17 protein-coding genes and 1 tRNA gene are annotated in these 22336 nt (G+C 59.6%); 4 read left to right on the top strand and 14 right to left on the bottom strand.

Translation table 11 applies throughout. The annotated features are described in order from the left end of the window. Positions 1-46: 46 nt before the first annotated feature. The 5 genes from HRQ60_RS17410 to HRQ60_RS17390 are packed head-to-tail and all read right to left on the bottom strand — an operon-like array spanning position 47 to position 3755. Positions 47-868 carry an energy-coupling factor transporter transmembrane component T family protein gene (locus HRQ60_RS17410; protein ID WP_172197998.1) on the bottom strand — a complete coding sequence of 274 codons (822 nt, stop codon included), beginning with the start codon at positions 866-868 and terminating at the stop codon, positions 47-49. Next, a complete protein-coding gene (locus HRQ60_RS17405; protein WP_246281382.1) occupies positions 853-1917 on the bottom strand; it encodes an ATP-binding cassette domain-containing protein in 1065 nt (354 codons plus the stop codon). The genes HRQ60_RS17410 and HRQ60_RS17405 overlap by 16 nt, the downstream gene beginning before the upstream one ends. After that, on the bottom strand, positions 1914-2774 hold the full coding sequence (locus HRQ60_RS17400) for an ATP-binding cassette domain-containing protein (protein WP_172197995.1): 861 nt from the start codon (positions 2772-2774) through the stop codon (positions 1914-1916). The genes HRQ60_RS17405 and HRQ60_RS17400 overlap by 4 nt, the downstream gene beginning before the upstream one ends. Positions 2775-2809: 35 nt before the next feature. Continuing rightward, the gene (locus HRQ60_RS17395; protein ID WP_172197992.1) at positions 2810-3364 is read right to left on the bottom strand and encodes a Gx transporter family protein; all 555 of its coding nucleotides are present in this window, start codon (positions 3362-3364) and stop codon (positions 2810-2812) included. Beyond that, positions 3348-3755 (bottom strand): NusG domain II-containing protein, encoded by a 408-nt coding sequence (locus HRQ60_RS17390; RefSeq protein ID WP_343044728.1) that lies wholly within the window; start codon positions 3753-3755, stop codon positions 3348-3350. The genes HRQ60_RS17395 and HRQ60_RS17390 overlap by 17 nt, the downstream gene beginning before the upstream one ends. A gap of 437 nt (positions 3756-4192) precedes the next feature. Between HRQ60_RS17390 and HRQ60_RS17385 the strand changes: the two genes are divergently transcribed. Continuing rightward, the gene (locus HRQ60_RS17385) at positions 4193-5272 is read left to right on the top strand and encodes an Rv1352/Rv1906c domain-containing protein (protein WP_172197989.1); all 1080 of its coding nucleotides are present in this window, start codon (positions 4193-4195) and stop codon (positions 5270-5272) included. A gap of 154 nt (positions 5273-5426) precedes the next feature. Here HRQ60_RS17385 and HRQ60_RS17380 read toward each other — a convergent pair whose 3' ends face one another. The 6 genes from HRQ60_RS17380 to HRQ60_RS17355 all read right to left on the bottom strand — a co-directional run bounded on the left by HRQ60_RS17380 (position 5427) and on the right by HRQ60_RS17355 (position 15928). After that, the gene (locus HRQ60_RS17380) at positions 5427-5768 is read right to left on the bottom strand and encodes a hypothetical protein (RefSeq protein ID WP_172197986.1); all 342 of its coding nucleotides are present in this window, start codon (positions 5766-5768) and stop codon (positions 5427-5429) included. Positions 5769-5837: 69 nt separating this feature from the next. Beyond that, the gene (locus tag HRQ60_RS17375) at positions 5838-7595 is read right to left on the bottom strand and encodes a hypothetical protein (RefSeq protein ID WP_172197983.1); all 1758 of its coding nucleotides are present in this window, start codon (positions 7593-7595) and stop codon (positions 5838-5840) included. Between the two features lie 30 nt (positions 7596-7625). Beyond that, complete coding sequence (locus HRQ60_RS17370) at positions 7626-11159, bottom strand: DUF4132 domain-containing protein (RefSeq protein WP_172197980.1); 3534 nt, start codon at positions 11157-11159, stop codon at positions 7626-7628. 22 nt (positions 11160-11181) lie between these two features. Further along, positions 11182-12330, bottom strand: a complete 1149-nt coding sequence (locus tag HRQ60_RS17365; RefSeq protein ID WP_172197977.1) for a VWA domain-containing protein — start codon at positions 12328-12330, stop codon at positions 11182-11184. After that, positions 12309-14840, bottom strand: a complete 2532-nt coding sequence (locus HRQ60_RS17360) for a DUF5682 family protein (RefSeq protein ID WP_172197973.1) — start codon at positions 14838-14840, stop codon at positions 12309-12311. Before HRQ60_RS17360 ends, HRQ60_RS17365 begins: the two co-directional genes overlap by 22 nt. Further along, a complete protein-coding gene (locus tag HRQ60_RS17355) occupies positions 14828-15928 on the bottom strand; it encodes an ATP-binding protein (protein ID WP_343044729.1) in 1101 nt (366 codons plus the stop codon). Before HRQ60_RS17355 ends, HRQ60_RS17360 begins: the two co-directional genes overlap by 13 nt. 307 nt (positions 15929-16235) lie before the next feature. On the opposite strand from HRQ60_RS17355, the gene HRQ60_RS17350 reads away from it, so the two are divergent. Then, positions 16236-16496 carry a hypothetical protein gene (locus HRQ60_RS17350; protein WP_172197970.1) on the top strand — a complete coding sequence of 87 codons (261 nt, stop codon included), beginning with the start codon at positions 16236-16238 and terminating at the stop codon, positions 16494-16496. A 97-nt stretch (positions 16497-16593) separates the two neighbouring features. Here HRQ60_RS17350 and HRQ60_RS17345 read toward each other — a convergent pair whose 3' ends face one another. The 3 genes from HRQ60_RS17345 to HRQ60_RS17335 all read right to left on the bottom strand — a co-directional run bounded on the left by HRQ60_RS17345 (position 16594) and on the right by HRQ60_RS17335 (position 19082). Continuing rightward, complete coding sequence (locus tag HRQ60_RS17345) at positions 16594-18204, bottom strand: sensor domain-containing diguanylate cyclase (protein ID WP_172197967.1); 1611 nt, start codon at positions 18202-18204, stop codon at positions 16594-16596. 283 nt (positions 18205-18487) lie between these two features. Then, positions 18488-18559 (bottom strand) — tRNA-Thr (locus HRQ60_RS17340). A gap of 202 nt (positions 18560-18761) precedes the next feature. After that, positions 18762-19082 carry an MTH1187 family thiamine-binding protein gene (locus HRQ60_RS17335; RefSeq protein ID WP_172197964.1) on the bottom strand — a complete coding sequence of 107 codons (321 nt, stop codon included), beginning with the start codon at positions 19080-19082 and terminating at the stop codon, positions 18762-18764. Positions 19083-19437: 355 nt separating this feature from the next. Here HRQ60_RS17335 and HRQ60_RS17330 point away from each other — a divergent pair, with 355 nt between their 5' ends. Both HRQ60_RS17330 and nrdG read left to right on the top strand, forming a co-directional pair. Next, positions 19438-21486, top strand: a complete 2049-nt coding sequence (locus tag HRQ60_RS17330) for an anaerobic ribonucleoside triphosphate reductase (protein ID WP_246281381.1) — start codon at positions 19438-19440, stop codon at positions 21484-21486. 40 nt (positions 21487-21526) lie between these two features. Beyond that, positions 21527-22057, top strand: coding sequence for an anaerobic ribonucleoside-triphosphate reductase activating protein (gene nrdG / locus HRQ60_RS17325; RefSeq protein WP_172197961.1), 531 nt, complete (start codon positions 21527-21529; stop codon positions 22055-22057). The last annotated feature ends 279 nt before the right edge of the window (positions 22058-22336 follow it).

Raw genomic sequence — 22336 nt, 5'->3', positions numbered from 1 at the left:
TCTTGAACCTCTACCCTATTCCATTCCTATTTTCAATCGATTCCGTTTATACGGTCAGCCGCAGGGCAAGCGCCGCGATCGGCAGCAGGGCGAACAGCAGGGTAAACCAGGTGTCCGCACTATGCCAGGCGAGCCCGCGGTATGCCGTTCTCGGCGCCCCGATCCGGTAGCCCCGGGCTTCGAGCGAAGTCGTCAGTTCTTCCGCCCGCCGGAAAGCACCGACCGTTACCGGAACAAGCAGCGACAGCAGCAGCCGGGCCTTTTCCCGCAGATTCATTTCTTCGTAATCCGTGCCGCGCGCCGCCTGTGCTTTGAGAATCGTCTGCGCTTCTTCCAGAAGTGCCGGGATGAACCGCAGAGCAAGCCGCATCATAAGCGAGAATCGTTCGGCCCCCGTTCCCCTGCGGGCAAGCGGCTTAATCAGGCCTTCGACGCCGCGGCTGAGCATGGACGGCGCTGTCGTAAAGGTCAGCAGCGCCGTAAAAACGATCAGCAGCGCCATCCGGCTTACCGCAAGCAGGGCTTCGGACAAGCCTGATGAGGTCAGCGCGACCGGTCCGAACGTCCAGGCCCAGACCGCTTCATCGGCGTTCCCCGCTCCGGTTCCCCCAAACCATTGGAACAAGAAGACGAACAGCATCAGCCAGCGCAGCGGACGCATCGCGCGAAGATACGTTTTGAGCGGGATCCGGGTCGCCGCCAGCACGACGGCGGCCAATACGGCCAGCGCGACCACCGGAAGCCAGCCGTCCGAGAGAATAAGCGCCGCCGTGAACAGCAGCATGGCCGCGATCTTCGCTCGCGGGTCCAGTCCGTGAATCCGCGAACCCGTCGGAATCATCCGGCCGATCATCAGTTTGTCGCGCATACGCTCGCCTCCAATCTTCCAAGATCCCCGGCTTCCTCTTCCGAAGAAGAAGGATTAGCCGATTGATGCACCGCTTCGGCAATCCGCCGGGCCATCTCCTGCGCCGTTCTCGGCAGCGGAAGCGCGGCCAGCTGCGGCAGACGGGCCGTCCATTCCGCCCAGCACTTCAGCGGCTCCGGTACGGCAATCCCCCAGCGATCCAGCTCATCGGCCCGGTCGCCCAGTTCATCCGCATCGCCCTGGAAGACAGCTCGGCCTTCATGCATCACGATCCATTCGTCCGCGACTTCCAGCAGTTCCTCGATCCGGTGCGTCACCACCAAGATCGTGCGGCCTTCTTCGCGGCACAGCCGCGCGAGCAGCAGAATCAGTTCGCGGCGCGCGGCCGAATCGAGCGTTGCCGTCGGTTCGTCGAGCATGAGGATTTCCGGCCCCGCCGCCAGTACCGAAGCGATCGCGGCTTTGCGCATCTGTCCGCCGCTCAGTGTCAGCGGATGACGCTTCAGCAGGCTCTCATCAAGTTTCATGGCATGCAGGGCCTCTACCGCCTGTGCTTGGGCCTGCTCGCGCGGGATCCCGAAATTCAGCGGTCCGAACATCAGATCTTTCTCTACCGTATCTTCGAACAGATGCTGCTCAGGAAACTGGAAACTGAGTCCTACCCGGCGGCGCAGCGCATTCAGTTTCGGTTTATGCAGACCGGGAACCAGCATATGATCCAGCACGCGAACCGAGCCGCCGGTCGGGAGCAGCAGTCCGTTCAGCAGTTGGAGCAGTGTCGATTTGCCGGAGCCGGTGCCCCCGGCAATCCCGACCAGCGTTCCCCGGCGGATACGGATATTCACGCCGTACAAGGCCGCCGCCGCAAAAGGGCTGCCGGCCTGATAGGTATAATCCGTATCCGTCAACTCGATCACCGTCTCCGACCGGTCCGCAGCCATCTGCGGACAAGATACGGAATCCGGGGCAACGCCAACCGGATTTCTGCCATCCAACCGCTTTTCGCTGTTTCTTTTCCCTGCGGCTCGCCGCTTGATCCAGCCTCTCATGACCGAGTCCCCCTTCGTTGATCCACTTCGCTTCCGCTGCCGAAACGGCCCGCCTCCGCCGCATCTCCATACTCGCCTTCTGCGTCGCATAGACCCAAAGCCGACAGCTGCCGGGCAAGCTCCATGCGAAAAGGCAGTTCGATACCGCAGCTGCGAAGCAGTCCGGGATCCGCGAAAAATTCATCCGGCGTCCGGTCCGCGCAGATCTTTCCTTCTTTTAAAGCCACGATCCGGTCCGCCGCAAGCATCTCGTCGACGTCGTGCGTCACCGAAAGGATCGTGTACCCTCCGTGATTTTTCATCCCGCGAATGACGGTCAGCAGCTCGAGCCGCGAACGCTCGTCCTGCATGGAGGTCGCCTCGTCGAAAACGACGATCTCCGGTTCCATCGTCAGGCAGGCCGCCACCGCGCAGCGCTGCTTCTGGCCCCCGGACAGTTCCCCCGGATGACGCGGCAGAAGCGCCGAGACATCCAACTTGTCCGAATACGAGGCAATGCGGCGCTCCATTTCTTCGCGTGCCAGTCCCAAGCCCTCCAGCCCGAACGCCATGTCTTCTTCAACCGTTTCCCCGATAAATTGGTTGTCCGGGTTCTGGAAGACCATTCCGATCCGGGAGCGGACAAGAGGCGCATTATGCTCCGTCAGCTCTTCGCCGAATACCGATACCGTACCGCTGTCAGGCCGCAGCAGGGCATTGAACAGCCGAACGAGCGTCGATTTGCCGCAGCCGCTTGTCCCCACGATCGCCACCCATTCGCCGCGGCCAACGCGCAAATGCACATCCCGCAGCACCGGTTCTTCTTTTTCATAAGCAAAGTCGACGCCGCTCAGTTCGGCTGCTGTTTCCCGTGTCATGCCGCTTCCTCCTTCCCTAATGCTCCGGCTGCCCGTCAATCATTCTCCGGCACAAACGGTGCGAACATTTTCATTTGGCCCAGCGAATGGGTCAGATAACGAACCGCGATGCCGACGACGATTCCGGTCGCCACGCCCGCGATCATCAGCACCGGCAAATAATAGAAAATGTGCAGGGAATCGATCACGATCGCCGCGGCGCCGAGCTGTCCGATATTATGCGCGATCCCCCCGGCGACGCTGATCCCGATCAGACTCAGCCGCTTGCGGCTGACCTTCATCAGCCCGTACATGACGGCGAAGCTGAGAATCGCGCCGAACAGACTGAACAGCAGCATGGAGAAGGTGCCCAGGATCATCGCGGTCAGCAGTGTTTTGAGTACGACCAGCATCAACGTGTCTTTTCCGCTGAGGAAGTACAGACAGGTCAGGATCATAATGTTCGCCAGACCCAACTTCGCTCCCGGCACCATGAAGTTTCCGAGCGGAATCATCGATTCCACGATCCCGAGCACTACCGCGACCGCCGAGAAAATAGCCAGAATTACCGTTTTCTTGAGCAGCAAAGACTCTTCAGCCAACGACGTCATCGACTTCCAGCTCCTCTCCCGATTCCACTCCGATAAAGACCGACACGCGGTGCGGCAGGCAGACGATCTGCTGACCTGGCCGCGTTACAAATCCGAATCCCAGACACAGTTTGTCCGGACAGTCCGCGTCGAGCATCTCGACTCCGCCGTCATGGATCTTGACCTGATTGAAGCCTTTGTCCGTCTGGATCGTGAACAGCTGCTCTTCCTCGGTCAGCGGCAGCGTTTTGTACGCTTTGCCGTCGACCTCGATATGCACGACGCGATTTTCGATGTGATTTTTTTCACTTTCTTGTCCGCTCCAATACCTCGGCACGATAAAAGCAACTGCCGCTATGACCACGATCCCGATCAGGATCAGGTCCCCCTTTTTCAACATCCTGCCTTTCATGGCTGACTCCTACCCGTACTTTGCACCTAATTTCACATATATCCGTAAAAATAAATCTGCTGCAAAATACTCATTTTTTTGAATACCTAAATCTTAGATGCCTTCATTATACGCCCGCTCGTCCGTTTCGACAATCCTTGCAGGGAAAGCCGCTGCTGCCTTTTGAGGTCATTTCACAAATTGATCAATATTACATAAAAATTTAGTTAAAAACTAAAACGATATGCGCGGCAGACCGTCTTTGGAGGGACCGCAGCGGCAGAGGGCCGCCAAAGCTTCGGCCGCGGCAGGCCGCCGCCTCCGCTCCGACAAGCCGGGAGTGCGGCGCATGGAACGTTCCCACGAATGACCCCGCCGTACGAAATCTGTTAGAATAGGGAAAATACCTGCCCTACGAAGGATGCCAAGCCTATACCGAGAACAGGAGGAACCCTTAGATGAAGCAGATCCCACTAGAAGCGCAGGCTTCTACGGATGCCGGTTCGCCCGAACCGGGCAAGACGATTCAACGCCGCTCCCGCAAGCCGGGCCGGGCCTGCCGCATGGCGCTGACGGTACTGTCAACGGCGGCGCTGCTCACCGTGGCGGCCGCCTGTTCCGGCGGCGCATCAACCGGATCGGCGGCCGGAGAAGCGGCTTCGGGCGAGCAGAGCCGCCCGACCGAGACGGCGGCCGAGGAAACTTCTCGGCCGGAAGCGGACCCGCTGCCGCAGAGCGGGTCGAGACCGGCGGACGAGAACTCGCGTCCGCCGGAGGCCGGGCCGGCGCAGAGCGGCGGCAGCGAGGCGCCGACGGAAGGCAGCCGGCCGCAGGAACCGGCGGCTGGGCGGGACAGCGGCGGCGAAGCGGCCGACGAGCAGAACCGGCCTCAGGACCGCGAGGCCGGAAGCGACAGCGGCGAGCGCAGCTCCGCCGACGAGCAGAACCGGCCTCAGGACCGCGAGGCCGGAAGCGACAGCGGCGAGCACAGCTCCGCCGACGAGCAGAGTCGGCCTCAGGACCGCGAGGCCGGAAGCGACAGCGGCGAGCGCAGCTCCGCCGACGAGCAGAGCCGGCCTCAGGACCGCGAGGCCAAGACCGACAGCGGCGAGCGCAGCTCCGCCGACGAGCAGAACCGGCCGGCCGCGCCGCAGAATTCTCCAAGCACCCAGCCGGCAGATCGTTCCGCATCCGAAACCGGCCGTACTCCGCAAGCTTCCGCCAAAGCGAAACCCGAACAGAGCCGCCCTGCGCAAACTCCGGAATGGAACGGTCCCGCAAGCGCGGCCGAACAACCCCGCGACGGCTCGTCGATTGCCGGCAGCGGGCATTACCGGGTCGGGCAGCATGTGAAGCCGGGTCTGTACCGCTCCGTCGGTCAAATCGATTATTGGGAACGGACTTCCGGCTTGTCCGGCAGTGCCGCAGACCGGATCGCAAGCGGCCGCCCTTCCGGGTCCGTTCTCGTCGAGATCGAGGCGTCCGACGCCGGATTTATCTCCCAAGGCTCCGGCAGCTGGGAGCGCGTTCCCCGTTAAAAGAGGCCTCACCAAAAACAGGCGAGTTCCAGCCTGAAACCCAAAAAGTCCACGGATTCCGCACAACCTGCGGTATCGTGGACTTTTTGGTTTACCTGCTGCAAAAGGCTTTTACTCGGTGCAGCGGCGGGTCAGCGGTTGAAGATTAGGATGCTCAGGCGTCTTCGTCTTCCGCCGGTTCCGCCTCGGGTTCATCGTCGACGGATCCGCCCGTTCCGCCTCCACCCTGCCGGGCCAGCTCCGTATAACCGCACAGCCGGAAAAAAGCTCCGGCCAGTTCTTCCGCTCCGTCACCCGGCCCCAGAAGACTGCGCTCGCCTGCGTTTGCCGTTCGCCGCAGCAGCTGCTCCAGCAGATCCATGCCCAGCCGCGAGGCGAGATCGGCAAGCTGCTCCAGTTTCCTGGCATCTTCCATGGCAAACTGGGCGCTGCCGCGCAGCAGCAGTTCCTCGGTCCAATCGTCGATCCGGCCGAGCAGCCGTTCCCATTCGTTCACGCGATCTCCTCCGCTCCTGTCCGTAAGACGTCCCTAAGGCGTTTGCGACCTTTTTCCGGCCTCTGGCCTTCACAGATCCAGCTTCAGACTGATCTGTTCGCTTCCCTGCAGAAAACTGATCGGATAGACCGCATCTTCTTCGATCGAAGCGAAGATACGGAACTCCCCGGCACCCGGCATGCCCCGTCCCGCTTCCAGACGGGTAATAGCCGATTTCCAGTCCGCATGATACGGAAGGGTCAGCTGCAGCCGTTCGCCGTCGATATCGACAGCCGTCAGCTGCAGGGCCTGGGCAGACGGGTCGTATACGCAGCTCTCCATGGCCGCCGCGCGGATCAGTCTCAGCCGCTTCGGCTGCCCGCCGAATAACCGGACTTCGCTTCGACCAAGGTCAAGATCCGCGAAGCGCCCGGCCAGCAGACTCCCGAAGTCGAACGCTTCGACCGGAGGTCGGAGCGGCAGCGTCAGCGAAGGCGATCCGCCCGACGACAATCGGCCGTCGGCGCTGACTTTGACGGCGCGAAGCGACAGCAGCGAAGCACTCGCCGTCTTGAGCGTCAGATCGGGCTTCCAGGGCGAACGTTCGCCGTAATGCCGGGCGAACGAAAATTCCGCCCCTTCGTAATAGGCCGCACGCGCCTGGGTGTACGTATAGATCCCGTCGTCTTCGGCGCAGTAGAAATAATACGTAATGCCGCGGTACGACGAGCGGGTCTCCCACGGCTCCGCTCCCAATGCATACAGATCAAGCTTGGGCACGGTATAGAAGCGGCTCCGGAAACGTCCGGCCAGCTGCGCATGCCGCAGGGGTCCGATCTCTTTCTCCAGAGCGTCCAGCATCAGGGCGGTGCGGCTCAAGCGGCCCCGCAGCGCCTGCGAAGAGAAGCGGACATGCCGGGCGAAGAACAATTCGAGTTCGCCGTGAATGCCCCGCGCTTCGCGTTCCAGATTCGGCAGCCCTCCGCTGCGCGCCGCGACGGCCAGCAGCTCGAACCGCACGGCGAAACTTCGCGGCAGCCGGGCCAGGCCGCTCGACAGCAGCGCGTTCACGCTCTCCCGGAATTCGTGCAGGATCTCGGCGGGAATCCGGACCGACGGCTGGTTTCCCGCCAGCGCTTCGCCGTCTTCCCTGCCCCGGTGGACCCGGTAGCGCAGCAGCGCTTCAAGCCTGTACATCTCGCCTTCGGCCCCCGGCACCGCACACAGGGAGCGGGAGACATCGGGAACGTCCGTAAAGGCCACTTCGATCCCCGAACGGACCATTCGCACAATAAGCAGGGAATCTTCACGGATCTCCAATTCCTCCGCATAACGCAGGCGGAACGCCGCTTCTTCGACGCGGGAATCCTGGAAGGGAGCGACAAGTTCTTCAATCGGCCGCTCGAGCAGCCAGCCGAAGTCGGGCTTTGGACCGGAGTCTTCCGGCATCCGTTCCAAAGCCTTTTCAGCGGGAAGGGAACTTTCTTCCCCGCCGTTAGCGGCTTCCGATTCCAGGCGGTCGGAAGCCTCCGATTCGGCCGGGGACGCTCCGCCTCTTCCTCCTTCTGCGCCGAGCTTGTGCTGTCCGTAATACAGAATCGCGACCAGCACGTGTTTGCAGATTTTCTCGGACGGACAGCTGCAGTCGAAGCGCTCGATCGACTCGGTCAGCGTACAGACCGTTCCGTCGCTCAGCGTGCAGACGACTTCATTTTCGCCAAAAGCATATTCCGCCGAAGCGCCTTTTTCCATGTCTTTTTGCGCCCGGTTGTACAGCCCCTTGTTCGCGTAACGGATCAGGTAGTCTTCCGTGGCCAACCGGGTCAGCCGGGCAAACTTGGCTTGCATATCCTGTTCGCTCAGAATCGTCCCCTCCCGTTACTGCCCGGTTGCCCGCAAAATATCGTATACCGTTTCGCTGAATACGCGCGCCGGCACGTTTTGCAGCGGATGGCCTTTGGTCGTCGAATAATAATAATCGTTGCCTTTGTTGGGGAAGAACTCAAGCTGTTCCAGCGTCACGTCTTCCATGCCTTCGTAATAGGAAATACTGGTGCCGCTGAACGTCAGTTGGGCAATCAGTTCGCCGTATTCTTTGAACAGATCGTTGTAGAATCCTCCGTCCATGGCGCTTCCTTTGATCCATCCGTATTTCTCCAGAGCTTTCGGGAAAGCCGTCGGCGAGTAGTCGCCTCCCGGCAGACGGGTATAGGCCCGCTGCTGAAGCTCTTCTTCTTCCGGCAGATAGACCGACCGGTTCAACTGGTTGAACGGCTGAACGATCTCATAGTCTTCCAGCTGCGTCTTCCAGGCTTCGAGCGTCTCGGGAGTCAGCTCAAGCGGGTGAACCAGGCCGATCTGCGCTTCATCCGGAAGTTCGTATTCGTCTTCGTCCACCGTATTGAAAGTTCCGTCTTCCATATAGCGGAACGTCGTGTCAACGCTCGATTCCTCGGCGCTCCCCGTATAGACGCCCCAGATCAGGCCCACCGCAAAGCGCCGCATAATCACATTGCCGACAAACAGATCGCTCCATTCCGAGGTACTCCACAAACGGCGTTTGGACAAAGATTCTTCCAGGCGCTGCGCCTGGATGCCGACCATCGTTTTAAGGTCTTTTTTGAGCTGGGCAAATTTTGCTTTGGACTGTGCCGCCAATGCCGCATCGTCTTTCTGCGCGGGAGCCGGCAGACTCTTGACCGTTTTGCCGGTCTCTCCGCTCACGGCGGTCAGCTGCAGATCGGCGCTGACTTTGACCATGAACGTACGCTCGCCGTAACTGAGTACAAGTTCTCCGCGTTCGTCGAAGCCAAGCGAGGTCACGAGCCGGTCGGCGAGCTGTTCCTTGGTCAGACCCTGATTCTCGGCCGCCAGTTGAAGCGCTTCTTCGGCCGCTCCTTTGACCTGCCGGTTCTTGATCGTACGTCCCAACCGGTCGATTGTCATCAGAGCCGCATTGTCGTCCATGAAAGCCAAAGCCCCCACGGCGTCCGCCGCGATTGCGCCCCGGCTGTTTTCCGCCCAGTCTTTGACCTGCCGACCGAGCAGATCGACGACTTCCCGGCTGCCGAAGCGCGCCGCGAGCGGCAGAATCCATTTCTCTTTGGCCGGAGCCCCGCCGTCAATCCAGATCCGCAGCGCTTCGGCCGTAAAGGCCGCAAGCGAAGAGGCATCGGCATACTCCGCCACTTCGGCCAGACGCGGATTCGGCTCGGAGACGAAATCGACCGACTCGGTCAGCACATACGATTTGATGGCATCGTCCAGCTTGTGCCCGTCTTTGCCGCGCAGTTCCGGCAGTCCGTCGAGCGTAAGCCAGGACAGGCGGCTGCGCTTTTTGGCATCCGCATGGGCAGCCAGGGCGGCATGGGCATATTCGGCCGGCTTGCCGAGCGTATCGAGCAGCGCCTGGAGACGGGCTTTGAGCGCAGCGGATTTTTCTTCGGCCAGCAGCTGTTTGTAAGCTTCGCCTTCGCCTTCGATCCCGCGCAGCAGGTCGATGACAATCTCGCGCACGGCGGCTTTTTTCTCAGCCAGATAAAGCTTCACGTAGAAATCTTTGTCGGGATGCTTGATCAATTGAAGACGCGCGATTTCGCGAACCCGTTTGGACGAATCGCCCAGTCCCAGACGCAGCGCTTGGACCAGCAGCGCTTCTTCCTGCTGTTCGCCGCCCGAGAGAGCCGCTTCCAGCATGGTCTGCCGGACTTCCCCATGCACATCGTTGTAGTATTCCAGGGACTTCGCCAGCCGTCCGGCAATCATGCGGCGCAGTTCTTCTTCGGGTACGCGGGCGTAATAATACTGGTTCAAACCGTTAAGGAGCAGCAGGCGCAGCAGCAGGCGTTCGTCGTCGGCGTCCGGATCCGCTTCCGCCAGACGCAGGAACGTTTCCCCGTCGAACGTCGGCGACCTGAACAGATAGGACAGGAAATTCGCGGTTCCGATTTCCGCCTGGCCGGCGGCTTTTACGAACTTCGCATACATTTCCGAATCGGCCGGCAGCAGCGTCGCGGCGATCAGCAGATTGCGGCGCGCGATGTCGTTGCCCTGCGTGTCGTCCCAGTTGGTGGAAGGCTTGTGCTTCAGATAGCTCTCGAGCGACAGCTCGCCCGACAGATATTTGGCCAGACTTTGACCGAGAATATTGCCGTGCACCTTGTCCGCCAGCGCTTCCAGCACCAGCTTCTCGATCCCGCCGTCGCTTTCCGGAGCCTGCCCTTCATCCGACAGTACGCGGTAGATGTAAGCTTTGAGCAGCGGCCGCCGCAAAATGGAGAACAGATATCCGGCCCGCTTGCGGTCGGCCAGCAGCTCGCCGCGCAGCGTATTCCAGGCCGGCATATAGCTGCCGATCTCCTGCACCAGCGTCTCGATCAGCGCAAACGGCTCGTCCACAGGTACGATCCCGTCCAGCAGCACATCCGGATCCTTGCTCGCATTTTCCATCATCAGCAGCTCGGCACGCGTCTCCAGCGGCAGCACCTCGTGGACGGCACGAACGGCTTCCAGAACCGCTTGATCCGCTGCGGCCGAAGACTCCAGCAGCCCTTCCTTGCCCCCGTTCAACAGCAGTACGTAATAAAAAGCGCTGCGCAGATGGCTCATGACGGCATTCTGCTGTTCCCGGCGCAGTTTTTCCTTGGGATCAAGCGCCGAATTCGGAAACAGCCGGTCTTTCAGGGCGGCGCGGCGCGCTTCCACGTACTCCGGCGACAAATCCAGCTGGGTCAGCGTGTCTTTGAGCGGAAGATCCCGAATCGCCAGCGGTTCGATCGCCTGCAGCAGTTCCCGGCGCAGCGTGTCCGCATCGCCGTTCAACAGCGCCTGGATCGCATCCGGAAGCTGACCGAGCGTTTCGTTTGCGAATTCCGGATCGACCTGCGTGTACAGCTTGAGCAGCAGCAGGGTTTCCGCACTCGTTTCCATCGGCGTTCTGTTTTTGCCGGCCCGGCGGTTGGCATTGACCTGCGTACGGAACATTTTGCGCATCCGTTCTTCGCCCGCATAGCGGTGCAGCAGGCGCAGGCGCTCAAGCGACCGGGCTTGGCGTTCTTCCGTATCGCGCACCCGGCGGGAACCCAGGCCGATATCGCTCAGGCCGTCGCCCATACAGATCCGATACAGCGTATTTTCCTGATAGGCATATCCGCTGCCCATGGTACGCAGCAGCACGGCCGCCGCCCGGAAAAAGACTTCCCCGTCTTCTTTGCGTCCCAATTTTTCCAGCGCGTCTACCGTCCGGTACAGATACCCGTTCGAGTTGAGCATCATATCCGGAAAAACGTCGGATTCTCCCGTCACATAGGCGACAATCGAATCTTTGCGGTCTACGGCCAGCGAATAGTCGTCCGAGCAGGCTTTGGCGAATTTTTCGACCAGGGGATCGATTGCAGGGTGTTGCAGCTTCATGGGTATTCCTCCTCAAAAGATTCTAATTGACAATGCGTCCGATCCAGTCCGCGAGTGCGTTCGGGGTGATCGCCGCAACTTCCGCGCCGAGATCCGCAAACGTTTTGGCCGCCCGCTCGTCGTGTATCGTTTGTCCTTCGAAATCGAGTGCGGTCAGCACCAGCAGTCTGGAGCCGCCGTCGAGAATATCTTTGGCCGCTCTGTACATCTGCTGCGGCGGATAACCTTCGACCAGGTCGCTCACGAGAATGAACAGGGTCCGGCCTGGATTTTCGATCAGGGTTTCGCCGTACTGCAGCGCTTTGGCAATATGCGTCCCCCCGCCGAGCTGTACGCTCATCAGCACATCGACGGGGTCTTCCAGTCGGCCGCTCAGATCCACGACCTGCGTATCGAACACGAACAAGCTCGTCTTGAGCGCATTCAGCCGGTAGAAAATACTGGCCATGACCGAGCTGTAGATCACGGAATCGAGCATGCTGCCGCTCTCGTCCACCGCGACAATCACATGCCATTTGTTGTAAGCCTGTATCCGTCCGTCAAAATAAAGCCGGTCTACGACAAAACGCCGGTTTTCGCGGTCGTAGTTCTTGAGGTTGCGCACAATGGTCTTCTTCATATTGAGATTGCGCAGCGAACGTACGCGGCCGGCGGTATAGCGGCTGCGTTTGCCCGCAATGCTCGCCCGGGCTTCGGATTCGAGTTTGCGGCGCAGATCGTCGACGACCTTACGCACGATTTCTTTGGCGCTTGCCACGACTTCGCCTTTCATCCGGCCTTTGAACTGCAGAATGTTTTTGAGCAGATTCATATTCGGTTCCAGCGATTCCAGCACGGCCTTGTCGGTCAGCAGCTCGCTCATTCCGTAGCGGTCGAGCGCCTGCTTCTCGAGAATTTCCACGGTCTCTTTCGGAAAAAGCTTCCGCACCCTGGCGAGCCAGTCGGGTACGGTCAGACTCGATCCTCCGCGGCCGCCTTGACGGCCCCGGTAGCCTTCTTTCTCTCCGTATTCCCGGTCGTGCAGGTAGCCGAGCAGTTCGTCGAGTTCACGGTAGACAAAGGCTTCCGGCGAATAATGTTCCGTGGCCGACAGTTCTTCGTCGGCCGAAGAACCGAGCAGCAGACGCCAGCGGTTCAGCGTCTCCGCGCTCATTCCGCTTCCAGTTTCCATAAGGCAAACTCCTTCCGAATGGCTTCATCCAGATTCCGCGCCGCGCGCAGCACGGTCTCGTCGACGGCTGCATCTTCCAGTCGGGCAGCCGGAAGACCGTGCAGCTCGGCCACTTTCGCCGCGATCCGCGACGTTTCCGGCGGCGTGAAGAAAGTGAAGGCCAGCCGAAGTTCCGGCAGCAGCCGAAGAAATTCGTCATGCGGCAGGCGTTCCAGCAGTCCGCTCAGATCCGCCAGCAGTTCATTGCCCTGCATCAACGAATCGCGTGCCAGAGCGAACAAGCCCTGCAAATATTCGGCCGCTTTGAGTGCCTGGTCCGGCGATCCTTGTATGTACGCGCGGGCGCGAAGCGAGAGTTCGCCGCTTTCCCGCGCACCGAGCCGGACCAGAATCGCAGCCGCCGCTCCTTCCAGTCTCGGAGGCAGATTCGGCGCGGCCAACAGCTCGCCCAGCCGGTCGCGGAAATTCTCGTCCGGATCGCTTCCGGCCGCCGCCGCGGCAGGTCCGCTTCTTCCGGCCGCGTGCATATGCAGCAGCTTGAGTCCTTCGACAGCATGGGGCTGTTCGTCGGGATTCAATCCGTTCAATCCCGGAAGGCGGGATACGGCCGCTTCGTAGGCTTCATCCGTCAGAATCTTCAAGCGCGATTCGTCGGATACGCCAAGCAGACGCCGGTGCGAACGGATCCGGTCGAGACTGTCGAGCGTTTCGCACAGCGACAGGAAACTGCCGTCCTGCCGCAGCGCCGATTCCAGACGGTCGAACAGCCGGCCGGCCAACGCTTCAAGCCCCATCACCAGCGCCCGCAGCAGCCACCGTGCGGCTTCGCCGCTGTGGTGGGCGGGCAGCCGGTCCAATTCTTCGGCAATCCGGGCTTCGGCCGCTTCTTCGACGGTGCCGCCGTAGATCGAGTTCTCGATCAGACGCGCCTCCGTGCGCGACGAATACGAATAAGCCCAGGTTTCCCGGATCCGGTTCATATCCCGGCCCGTCACCCAGTCCGGCCCCGATTCCTTGCTTGCGAATTCGGTGCCGAGAAACTCGGCGCAGTGCAGCAGCCGGCTCGCTTCGCGGTGGGCCGGCTTCGCGTAGGGTTCCAACGTTCGGCGGTGCCTGCCCGTCGAACGCAGGTTCAGGCGGCAGGCTGCCGCGCGAGCTTTGAAATCTTCGACAATCGGAACGGCCCACTCGTTCGGAGCCACTTCCCCGATCCGGTCGCCGGTCATCATCGCCAGCAGCTTCTCCAGCGGCCGATCCGCGGCGAGCGTACGCTCGCCTTTGATGAACGAAGAGGTCACGCCGTCCGTCAATTCGTAGGCGCCGCTCTGGCTTTTGCCGCGCAGCGCGGCCAGGCCCTGCATCAAGCCGTAGGCTTCGATGCCATCGGAGGTCGAGACCGACTCGCCTTCGCTGCGCAGCCGCCGGCCCAGCCCGGCCAGCAGGTCCAGCCCCGCTCGTTCGTAAGGCTGCGAATCGCCGCGTGCAAGCAGGCTCCATACCCGGTCGTAGTAGCCGACATAAGGCATCCCGCTTGCATATCCGTTCAATCGGTCGGCCTCCTCGAAGGTGTAGACCATCGGATACATTTGTTTGCGGACGATGCCGCGTTCCCGGTCGTAACGGGTCGGCGGCGAATCCTTGGGAAGCGAATCTTCCGGCTCCGCCGCGGAACGGCGGCCGCCCGGGCCGCCGCCTGCGGCGGAGGTTGCGCCGGGCGCGGCTTGGTCCTCGGCCGGCCCTCTACCCGTTTGCCCGCCCGGTTCGTCCTGCGTCACCAGACCGTACGTATGGAATCCGCCCGTTACGACCAGCACCCGGCCGTACCGCGCACGTGCCTGCGCGATATGCGCGCCCATGCGCTCCTCGCGCTCCAGGTCGCCTTCGCTTCGCAGCGTCTCCGGCGAATAGGTCATTCGCGACAGCGTGCAGTACGCGAATACCCCGCGCACGAATTCGCGCGTCGGGCGGCCTATTCCGCCGATCTCGAACGCCCGCTCCCACAGCTCGTCGAAGCTGCGGGCGCGGCTCAATCGGCACAGCCGCCCGATAAAAGCCGAACCCGCCAGCAGCGCTTCGTCCTGCGCGGACGACTTGCCGCCTTCCGCGGCCTCCGGCCGGCCGCGATAGTCCAGATCGATAAACCGCGCGGGAATGCCCCGCGCAGCCGCTGCCCGAATCGCCGCATATTCCGGCGAATAGTCCAGCAGCGGGAAATAGCAGGCTCCGCGGCCGTTCGCGTCCTCGTAGCCGTAATACAGGCTGACCGGCGCCCGCGTCGCCGGATCGGCCAGCACCGGAATCAGCGGATTGCCGCTTTCCGGTCCTTCGATCAGCACGATATCCGGTTTGTAATCGTCAAAGGTCCGCAGCAGATGATGGGCGCAGGCCGGACTGTGGTGCCGGATCGGGAAATGCACCACCGGACCGTCCAGGTCGAATACCTTCTCCGCAAACAGCTTCTCGATTGCCGCAAGCTCTTCCTCCGGAGCCAGCGCCTTCAGCCGATCCATTTTTTCTCCTTATAATACGCGTCCCACAATGCTTCCGTTTTGGCCCGCTCCTTGACCACCTTGGAGAAGTACGCTTTGAGCACGCTCAAATCTTTGGTGTTCTCTTTGGCTACCGTGCCGAGCATGTTCTGCACCAGACGCTCGAGCGACAGGCCGCCTTCTTCGTAATAGTAGGAAGTCATCGCGCTCTGCACATAGACCGAGACCGCTTCCGCCGTGCTCATCACCGCCTGCGGCACCTCGATCTTGAAGCCTTCGCGCGTGCGCCCGGTCCGCAGTTCGATAAAAGTCGTCGCCAGCAGCTCGACCACATCGGGATCGACGTCCATGTCCACGCCGCTCTGAACAAGCAGGTTCGAAGCCTGCGACTGAATGATCTTCGCCTCCATGGCCACGTTCTCGATCGGACGGATCGTCTCGAAGTTGAAGCGGCGCTTGAGCGCGCTGCTCATCTCGTTCACGCCCTTGTCCCGGATATTGGCGGTGCCGATCACATTGAACCCGGGCTTGGCGAACAGTACGCCCTGCGCCAGTTCGGGAATGCTCATCACCTTGTCGCTCATGATGCTGATGAGGCTGTCCTGCGCTTCGGACGGGCAGCGCGTAATCTCTTCGAAGCGGGTCAGAATCCCGTGCTTCATCCCCTGATAGAGCGGCGACGGCACGAGTGCGGCTTCCGAAGGCCCTTTGTCCAGCAGCATGGCGTAATTCCAGGAATATTTGATCGTATCTTCGGTTGTGCCCGCCGTTCCCTGGATCGTATTGGTGCTGGTACCCGAGATGGCCGCGGTCAGCAGCTCGCTCAGCATCGTCTTGGCCGTACCCGGCTCGCCGACAAGCATGAGGCCCCGATTGCCGGCGAGCGTGACGACCGCGCGCTCGATCAGAACGTCGTTCCCGTAAAATTTGCGCGTAATCGGTATGGATTCGCCGTCCAGGACGGCCGGCTGTTCGCGTCCGATCAGAAAGTCGCGGACCGCACTCGGAGAAAGTTTCCAGTTCGGCGGCCGTTTGCCTTTGTCTTCGGCGCCAAGCGCCGCAAGCTCCCGCTCGTACAGCACTTCGGCGGGCGGTTTGATCATCTCGATGGTCAATACGTTTCCTCCTCAAAAAACAGATCATACGTTCCCTTTTTGTTCTATAAATATTTTAGCACAAACTGCCGCCCCACTGCGAGAAACCCCCGTTAAATAGTCGGATGCTCCCTTCGCATCGGGAAAAAACAAATCCCGCGCCGCCGTTTTCCGGGTCCAAAGTCGCTTTTTTCGCGATCGTTTTATTTTTTTCAAAAAAAACGAACTTTACACTTTGCCTGCACGTATATGTAGCAAGAAGCCGAAACGAACGTTTCCGCTTCTCGTTCTCTCACTTTTACCCAACCAAGGAGGTTATCGCATGACGATGGCAATTGTGCTCCCCATCTTGTTCGTAATGATCGTTCTGTTCTCTCTGGCCAAGCCGAGGAATTCAAACAACCGGCCGCGTCGAGGGTCTCGTTCCGGTTATATGCACGATTCCGGCGGCGGGTTCTACGGCGATTCCGGCAGCGGGCATTCTTCCAATCACTGCGGAGACAGCTCTTCTTCCTACGGCGGCGGCAGCTGCGATTCGGGAGGCGGCGGTGGAGACGGCGGCGGCGGAGGTGGCGGAGAATGAAGACGGCTTGTTCGGAGGCAAACCAAAAGAACGCGTAAATTCCCGGTCGGGAACTGCGCGTTCTTTTGATTTGCGGAAAAATCGGGGTTTTGCGCGTCTACATGACGACCCGGTTGCGGCCGCCTTCTTTGGCCCGGTACAGAGCACGGTCGGCAAGCTCGAACAATTCTTCGGTGCTCGTCGCCTGCTGGGGTGAAATCGAAGCGCCGATCGAGAGGGTAACCGGAATATGCAGCGAATTCTCGTGGGCCGCGACCGCCACCCGAAATCGTTCCGCGGCTTCGTACGTCTCCGGCAGATTGCGTCCCGGCAGCAGGACGACAAATTCTTCTCCGCCGTATCGGCCGCACATATCCCCGCTGTCGATAACCTGCTCCAGCGTATGGGCGACCGAACACAGCACTTCGTCTCCGGCCGCATGTCCGTAACGGTCGTTGACCAATTTGAAGCGGTCGATATCGATCAGCAGCAGCGAGAACGGCCGGTTGTCGCCTTCCAATTTCTCCATCGCTTCATCCAGTGCCCGGCGGTTCGGCAGCCCGGTCAAGGAATCTCTCAGCGCAAAATCCGTCAGATCGAGATTCTGCCGCCTCATCTCGCTGACCGACAGCATAACGGCCCGGTTCAGCAGATCCGCTTCGCGGTTCCAGTGGCGGCGCACGTCGGGAATGGAAACTTCACGCGGCCGGTCGGCGGCGCGAACGACAAAATTGGCCAGGGCGACGAACGGAGCGGCCAGCCTGCGCGCCAGGAACAGCGTACCGGCGACCAGAATCAGAAAAGGCAGCAGAACCGCGACCAGCGTGCCCCTGATCTGTTCCATCTGCTGCTGGTTCAGCAGGCTGTTCGCGGTCTGGGTCACAACTCCCCAACCGTTCGCCGGCACGGACGCATAGCCGATCAGGAAAGCGCGGCCCTCCGGGTCCACGAATTCGGCTTTGCCGCTTTCCCCCCGCAAAATACGCTCGACTACCGGACTGTCGGGAATCTCGTCCCCGATCCGGCTCTTGTCCGGATGATAGATCAATTTGGCTTCATCATCGACGACATAATAATAGGAATCCGCCGTCGCACCGCTCTGCACACCGAACAGGCTGCCCAGAACCGCCGGGTCCTGCAGACGAACCGTCCCTCCGACCGTGCCCATATCTACGCCATTTTCGTTATAGAGAGGCTCCGACATCAACACGATAATCTCTCCGTCCGCGTCCCTATAAGGAATAGACAGACCCGGCAGACTTTGTGCCAATGCTTCTTCCATCGCTTCCGAATCGATCTTATCGAAGTTTCCGTCGGCTCTCAGCGAATGCATCTCCCGGATCTTTCCGTCCGTCCCTGCAACGAAAACGGATTCGAAATAGCCACTGCTCTCCTGAATCTGCTGCAGTTCTTCCCCGATCCGGTCCCATCGGCCTGCCGGAATCAATTCGGAGATTTCGCCGGTAAAGGCCGACAGGCTGGTCCGAATCGAGAGGAAGAACATATTCATCGTCTGCGCGATCCGCTGCGATTCGCCGTGGTTGGTATTGAGCACCCGCTCCGTCAGCAGCTCTTTTTCGGACCGATAGGACGCAAACAGCGTAATGACGAGCGTCAGCAGAAAAGTAAGCACCACGAGTCCGGAAAACAGCGCACGCAGGCTGATCCTGCCTTTCTTTCTGAAGAAACCCTGCTCGCGGCCTCCTCTTCTTCGTTCTGACACGCTCATCGCTATGTTCATCACCTTTAATCGAATTGATGGAGCTTGGTCGATTTGCTTTCTCTCTATATATTACGGCACAATTTGTCGATTTTTTAGAGAATTCATGCGTTTCCTCAAAATAATATCCAATAAACAGGGAATATTGAACCATACGTCTATAAAAAACCCGGGTCTTTATGATTAGGCGGCGTTAAAGCGAGCGAAAATCGATTTTTCTGTCCCGCTCGACGCAAACAAAAAAGCGCGAACTCCGATTCCTCGAAGTTCGCGCTCTCTGTGCTTTAATTGATGCTGATGAAGGGAATTGAACCCCCGACCTACGCATTACGAGTGCGTTGCTCTACCCCTGAGCTACATCAGCCTATCTGTTGTTCTTGAACAGCAACGAAATCTATTATACACCGATTCGGAAAATCCGCAAGCTTTTCGGAGCAAAAAAACAGAAGTTTTAGCGGGTCTGCGCATATGCTTTTTCACATACTTTTTCACATGCTTTTCCTGCGTCTTTTTGCTCCTTTCCCTTCTTTCTTGAACCGTTATTCATACACCGGATGCTCCGGCGCCTACTGCATCTCGCTCTGCTCCGTCATCCGGGCCTGAACCGAAGCCAGCTTCTGCGCGGAGGACCCTTCCTTGTCGCGGCGGTCGTCGATCTTGACCGACGTCGAGACCCGCAGCGCGCCGGATTCGAACGTATGCTCATGCAGCGTCTTCACCGCGTCCAGGATTCGGTCGAGCGGGCCTTCGATGATCGTGCTCATCGACGTCAGTTCGTAGCTGATCCCTTCAAGCGTCGCAAGCTTGCGCTGCATCTCCGCGACGTAACCGCTGAGGCTGGTCGTACCCGTTCCGATCGGAACGATCGTCAATTCCGCTATCGCCATTTGGATTCTCTCCTTTTTTCACGGATTCGACCGTCTGTCAACTCCGTTTTTGGGTTCTCTTCATTGTATACCCCTTTGGCTTCGAAATCGAATTTGCGTTCATCCCGCGCCGCTGTTGGGTTCGTGCAAAAAGGACGTTTTCAACCTTGACGATTTGATTAATTTTTCGATGCCCGTTTGTGTCGGTTATGTGGCAATCCCTCTCCGTTCGCTTCACAACCCCCATATATAGGTGTAAATTTAGTAGCCGAAGGCCAAATATAGTGTTTGGCAGATAAGTGCTTACAGCCCGCATTCCCGATACGATCCGGATGCGGCTCACATAAACCTACATAACGAAAGGACGGAATTCCCAATGAGCATGACCCTTTCCTTCTCCCCAACCCGTCAAGAAAACGATGCGCTCGAGGAAGTGATCCGGTTGGGGCGCGATATCGCCGACAGTCTCAATACCGAGACCCTGCGCGAGAACGCCAACCTGAACGGTGACAGCTTTTCCGGCAAAATGAGCAAATTCGGCAGCGAGTACGCCAAATGGTATGCGCGCCGCCTCGTGCTGCCCAAGGAAGTGGAAGCGGCGATCCGGGACAACACCGTCTATGTACACGATCTGGACCATTATGCGGTCGGCACGACCAACTGCATCTTTATTCCGTTCGACAAACTGCTGGCCGAAGGCTTCAGCACCGGCAATGGTGATCTGCGGACGCCGCGAACGATCATGACGGCGATGGCGCTGGTCGCGATCATCTTCCAATGCCAGCAGAACGCGCAGTACGGCGGCGTCTCGGCCAACAAACTCGATTACGACTTGGCGCCTTACGTAGGCCGTTCCTTCATTAAGCATTTCCGCAAAGGACTGGCGTATTTCGAGAGCTTTGCCGAAGAACAGCGGACTCTTTCCGGCAGCGCTTCAGACAGCTCCCAACCGGACAGTCCGACCGACGAAGAGATCTATATGGACAATGCCGATCTCCAAGCCCGTTATCCGCATGCGTACCGCTACGCCTACCAGGAGACCCGGCAGGAAACGTTCCAGGCGGCGGAGAGTCTCGTCCACAACCTGAACACGATGTCGAGCCGCGGCGGCGGACAGATTCCTTTTACCAGTATCAACTACGGCACCTGCACGTCGAGCGAAGGCCGCCTCGTCATGGAGAGTCTGATGGAATCCACGATGCGCGGACTGGGACAGGGGCAGACGCCGATTTTCCCGATCCAGATCTTCAAATGCAAAAAAGGAATCAACCAGAACCCGGGCGATCCGAACTACGATCTGTTCCTCAAAGCGATCGAATGCTCGACCAAGCGCCTGTACCCGAACTTCGCCAATCTCGATGCGCCGATCAATATGGAATATTACGTGCCGGGCGACCCGAATACGGAGTTCGCGACCATGGGCTGCCGCACGCGGGTCGTGGCCGACCGCTTCGGCCGCAACCACCTGTCGGGCAAAGGCAATCTGTCTTTTAATACGATCAATCTGGTGAAGCTTGGACTGGAACACGGCACCGTGCTCGGCAAACGCAAATGGGCCGACGAAGAAGGCTACTACGCCATGCTGGACCGGTCGCTCGGGATCGCGATGCAGGGACTCCTGCACCGCTACCGGATTCAAGCCAAACAGCCGGCCAAAGCGTCCGACTTCATGATGCGCGAAGGCGTATGGGAAGGCGGAGAAGCGCTCGGTCCCGACGACAAGGTCGAAGACCTGCTCAAGCACGGCAGCCTGTCGATCGGCTTTATCGGAATTGCCGAGTCCATGAAAGCCATGTACGGCAAGCACCACGCGGAAGACGCGGACGTCTATGCCAAAGCGCTGGAGGTTGTCCGTTATATGAGGGATTACTGCGATGCGATGAGCGAGAAACACGATCTCAATATCACGCTGTTCGCTACGCCGGCCGAAGGATTGTCGGGCAAGTTCACCAAGAACGACGCCCGGGAATACGGCTCGATTCCGGGCGTAACCGACCGCGAGTATTATACGAATTCGTTCCATGTGCCGGTCTATTACCAAACGACCGCCGCGCGCAAGATTTCGCTTGAAGCGCCCTTCCACGAACTGTGCAACGCCGGCGCTATCTCGTATATCGAGCTGGACGGCAATGTGCGCAGCAACCCGGAAGCGTTCCGCAAGATCGTCGCCTATGCTCTGGATCAGAACGTCAGCTATTTCAGCATCAATCACCCGATCGACCGCTGCACTTCGTGCGGACACGAAGGCATCATCGGCGAATCGTGCCCCTCCTGCGGGAAAAAGGAAACCGAAGTGCGTATCTCCCGTCTGCGCCGCGTCACCGGCTATCTGACAGGCGATTATCAGACGCGGTTCAACGGAGCCAAGCAGGCCGAAGTGCGCGACCGGGTCAAGCACGCCGGCCAGGCGGTTCGGCAGGAGTAACGCAAGTCACGGCAGAGCGGTCCAAGGAGGCGGAACATCCATGAATATCTGCGGGTATTATCCCGAATCCATTAATGAAGGCGAAGGACTGCGCGCATCGGTCTTTATCAGCGGATGCAGGCATGCCTGCAAAGGCTGCTTCAGCCCGCGTACCTGGAATTTCGATTACGGGGAGCTTTTTGACGACGCCCGGCAGCGCGAAATCATCCAGGAAATGGCGGACAATCCGCTGCTGGACGGATTGACGCTGGCAGGCGGAGATCCTTTCTTCTCGGCGGCGGAAGCTGCCGCCTTCGTCGATCTGGCGCGTGAGCGTATTCCCGGACTCAATGTCTGGATGTACAGCGGCTACACGTTCGAACAGCTTGCCGCCCGCCCGGGCAGCGACGAGTATGAACTGCTGCGGCGCGGCCAGGTGCTGGTCGACGGACGGTTCGAGCAGCATCTGCGCGACGTCTCGCTGCTGTACCGGGGCAGCTCGAATCAGCGGCTGATCCGGATTCCCGAAAGTCTGGAGCGCGGCGAAGCCGTATTGTGGGAACGTTCCAATCCGCTGATTTCTATTCGGTAGGCGTCTCCGCTTGTCACTTTGTACTGTGTAAACTTTTACCTATATAAATCCATTTCCGCCTTTTCTTGTTGACAAGCCGACTGTCTATCCTTTAAGATAAGCGTAACTTATGGAAGACCCCAATTTCATACTTGATCTTTCCTTAACCGGGTAAGAGGGAGTAGCTTTTACAGCAAAGTCGTCAATACGGGAGTATATCCCCGGCTTTGTTGGCAACCATCGTTGTTAGCGAGACTTTTACCGCTTTAGGTTACGTTTGTTCGTGCACACCCGTGTACC

The sequence above is a fragment of the Saccharibacillus qingshengii genome (assembly GCF_013185195.1).
Taxonomy (GTDB): Bacteria; Bacillota; Bacilli; order Paenibacillales; family Paenibacillaceae; genus Saccharibacillus; species Saccharibacillus qingshengii.
Note: the sequence above shows the minus strand (reverse complement) of the source record. Positions and strands in the feature narration are given on the sequence as shown.

Bases quoted from the DNA above. Each gene is read 5' to 3' on its own strand.
- HRQ60_RS17330 (WP_246281381.1), top strand. From the start codon at position 19,438: ATGAGCATGACCCTTTCCTTCTCCCCAACCCGTCAAGAAAACGATGCG.
- HRQ60_RS17360 (WP_172197973.1), bottom strand. From the start codon at position 14,840: ATGGATCGGCTGAAGGCGCTGGCTCCGGAGGAAGAGCTTGCGGCAATC.
- HRQ60_RS17375 (WP_172197983.1), bottom strand. From the start codon at position 7,595: ATGCAAGCCAAGTTTGCCCGGCTGACCCGGTTGGCCACGGAAGACTAC.
- HRQ60_RS17345 (WP_172197967.1), bottom strand. From the start codon at position 18,204: ATGAGCGTGTCAGAACGAAGAAGAGGAGGCCGCGAGCAGGGTTTCTTC.
- HRQ60_RS17395 (WP_172197992.1), bottom strand. From the start codon at position 3,364: ATGACGTCGTTGGCTGAAGAGTCTTTGCTGCTCAAGAAAACGGTAATT.
- HRQ60_RS17400 (WP_172197995.1), bottom strand. From the start codon at position 2,774: ATGACACGGGAAACAGCAGCCGAACTGAGCGGCGTCGACTTTGCTTAT.
- HRQ60_RS17390 (WP_343044728.1), bottom strand. From the start codon at position 3,755: ATGAAAGGCAGGATGTTGAAAAAGGGGGACCTGATCCTGATCGGGATC.
- HRQ60_RS17350 (WP_172197970.1), top strand. From the start codon at position 16,236: ATGACGATGGCAATTGTGCTCCCCATCTTGTTCGTAATGATCGTTCTG.
- HRQ60_RS17405 (WP_246281382.1), bottom strand. From the start codon at position 1,917: ATGAGAGGCTGGATCAAGCGGCGAGCCGCAGGGAAAAGAAACAGCGAA.
- HRQ60_RS17385 (WP_172197989.1), top strand. From the start codon at position 4,193: ATGAAGCAGATCCCACTAGAAGCGCAGGCTTCTACGGATGCCGGTTCG.
- nrdG (WP_172197961.1), top strand. From the start codon at position 21,527: ATGAATATCTGCGGGTATTATCCCGAATCCATTAATGAAGGCGAAGGA.
- HRQ60_RS17365 (WP_172197977.1), bottom strand. From the start codon at position 12,330: ATGGAAACTGGAAGCGGAATGAGCGCGGAGACGCTGAACCGCTGGCGT.
- HRQ60_RS17410 (WP_172197998.1), bottom strand. From the start codon at position 868: ATGCGCGACAAACTGATGATCGGCCGGATGATTCCGACGGGTTCGCGG.
- HRQ60_RS17335 (WP_172197964.1), bottom strand. From the start codon at position 19,082: ATGGCGATAGCGGAATTGACGATCGTTCCGATCGGAACGGGTACGACC.
- HRQ60_RS17370 (WP_172197980.1), bottom strand. From the start codon at position 11,159: ATGAAGCTGCAACACCCTGCAATCGATCCCCTGGTCGAAAAATTCGCC.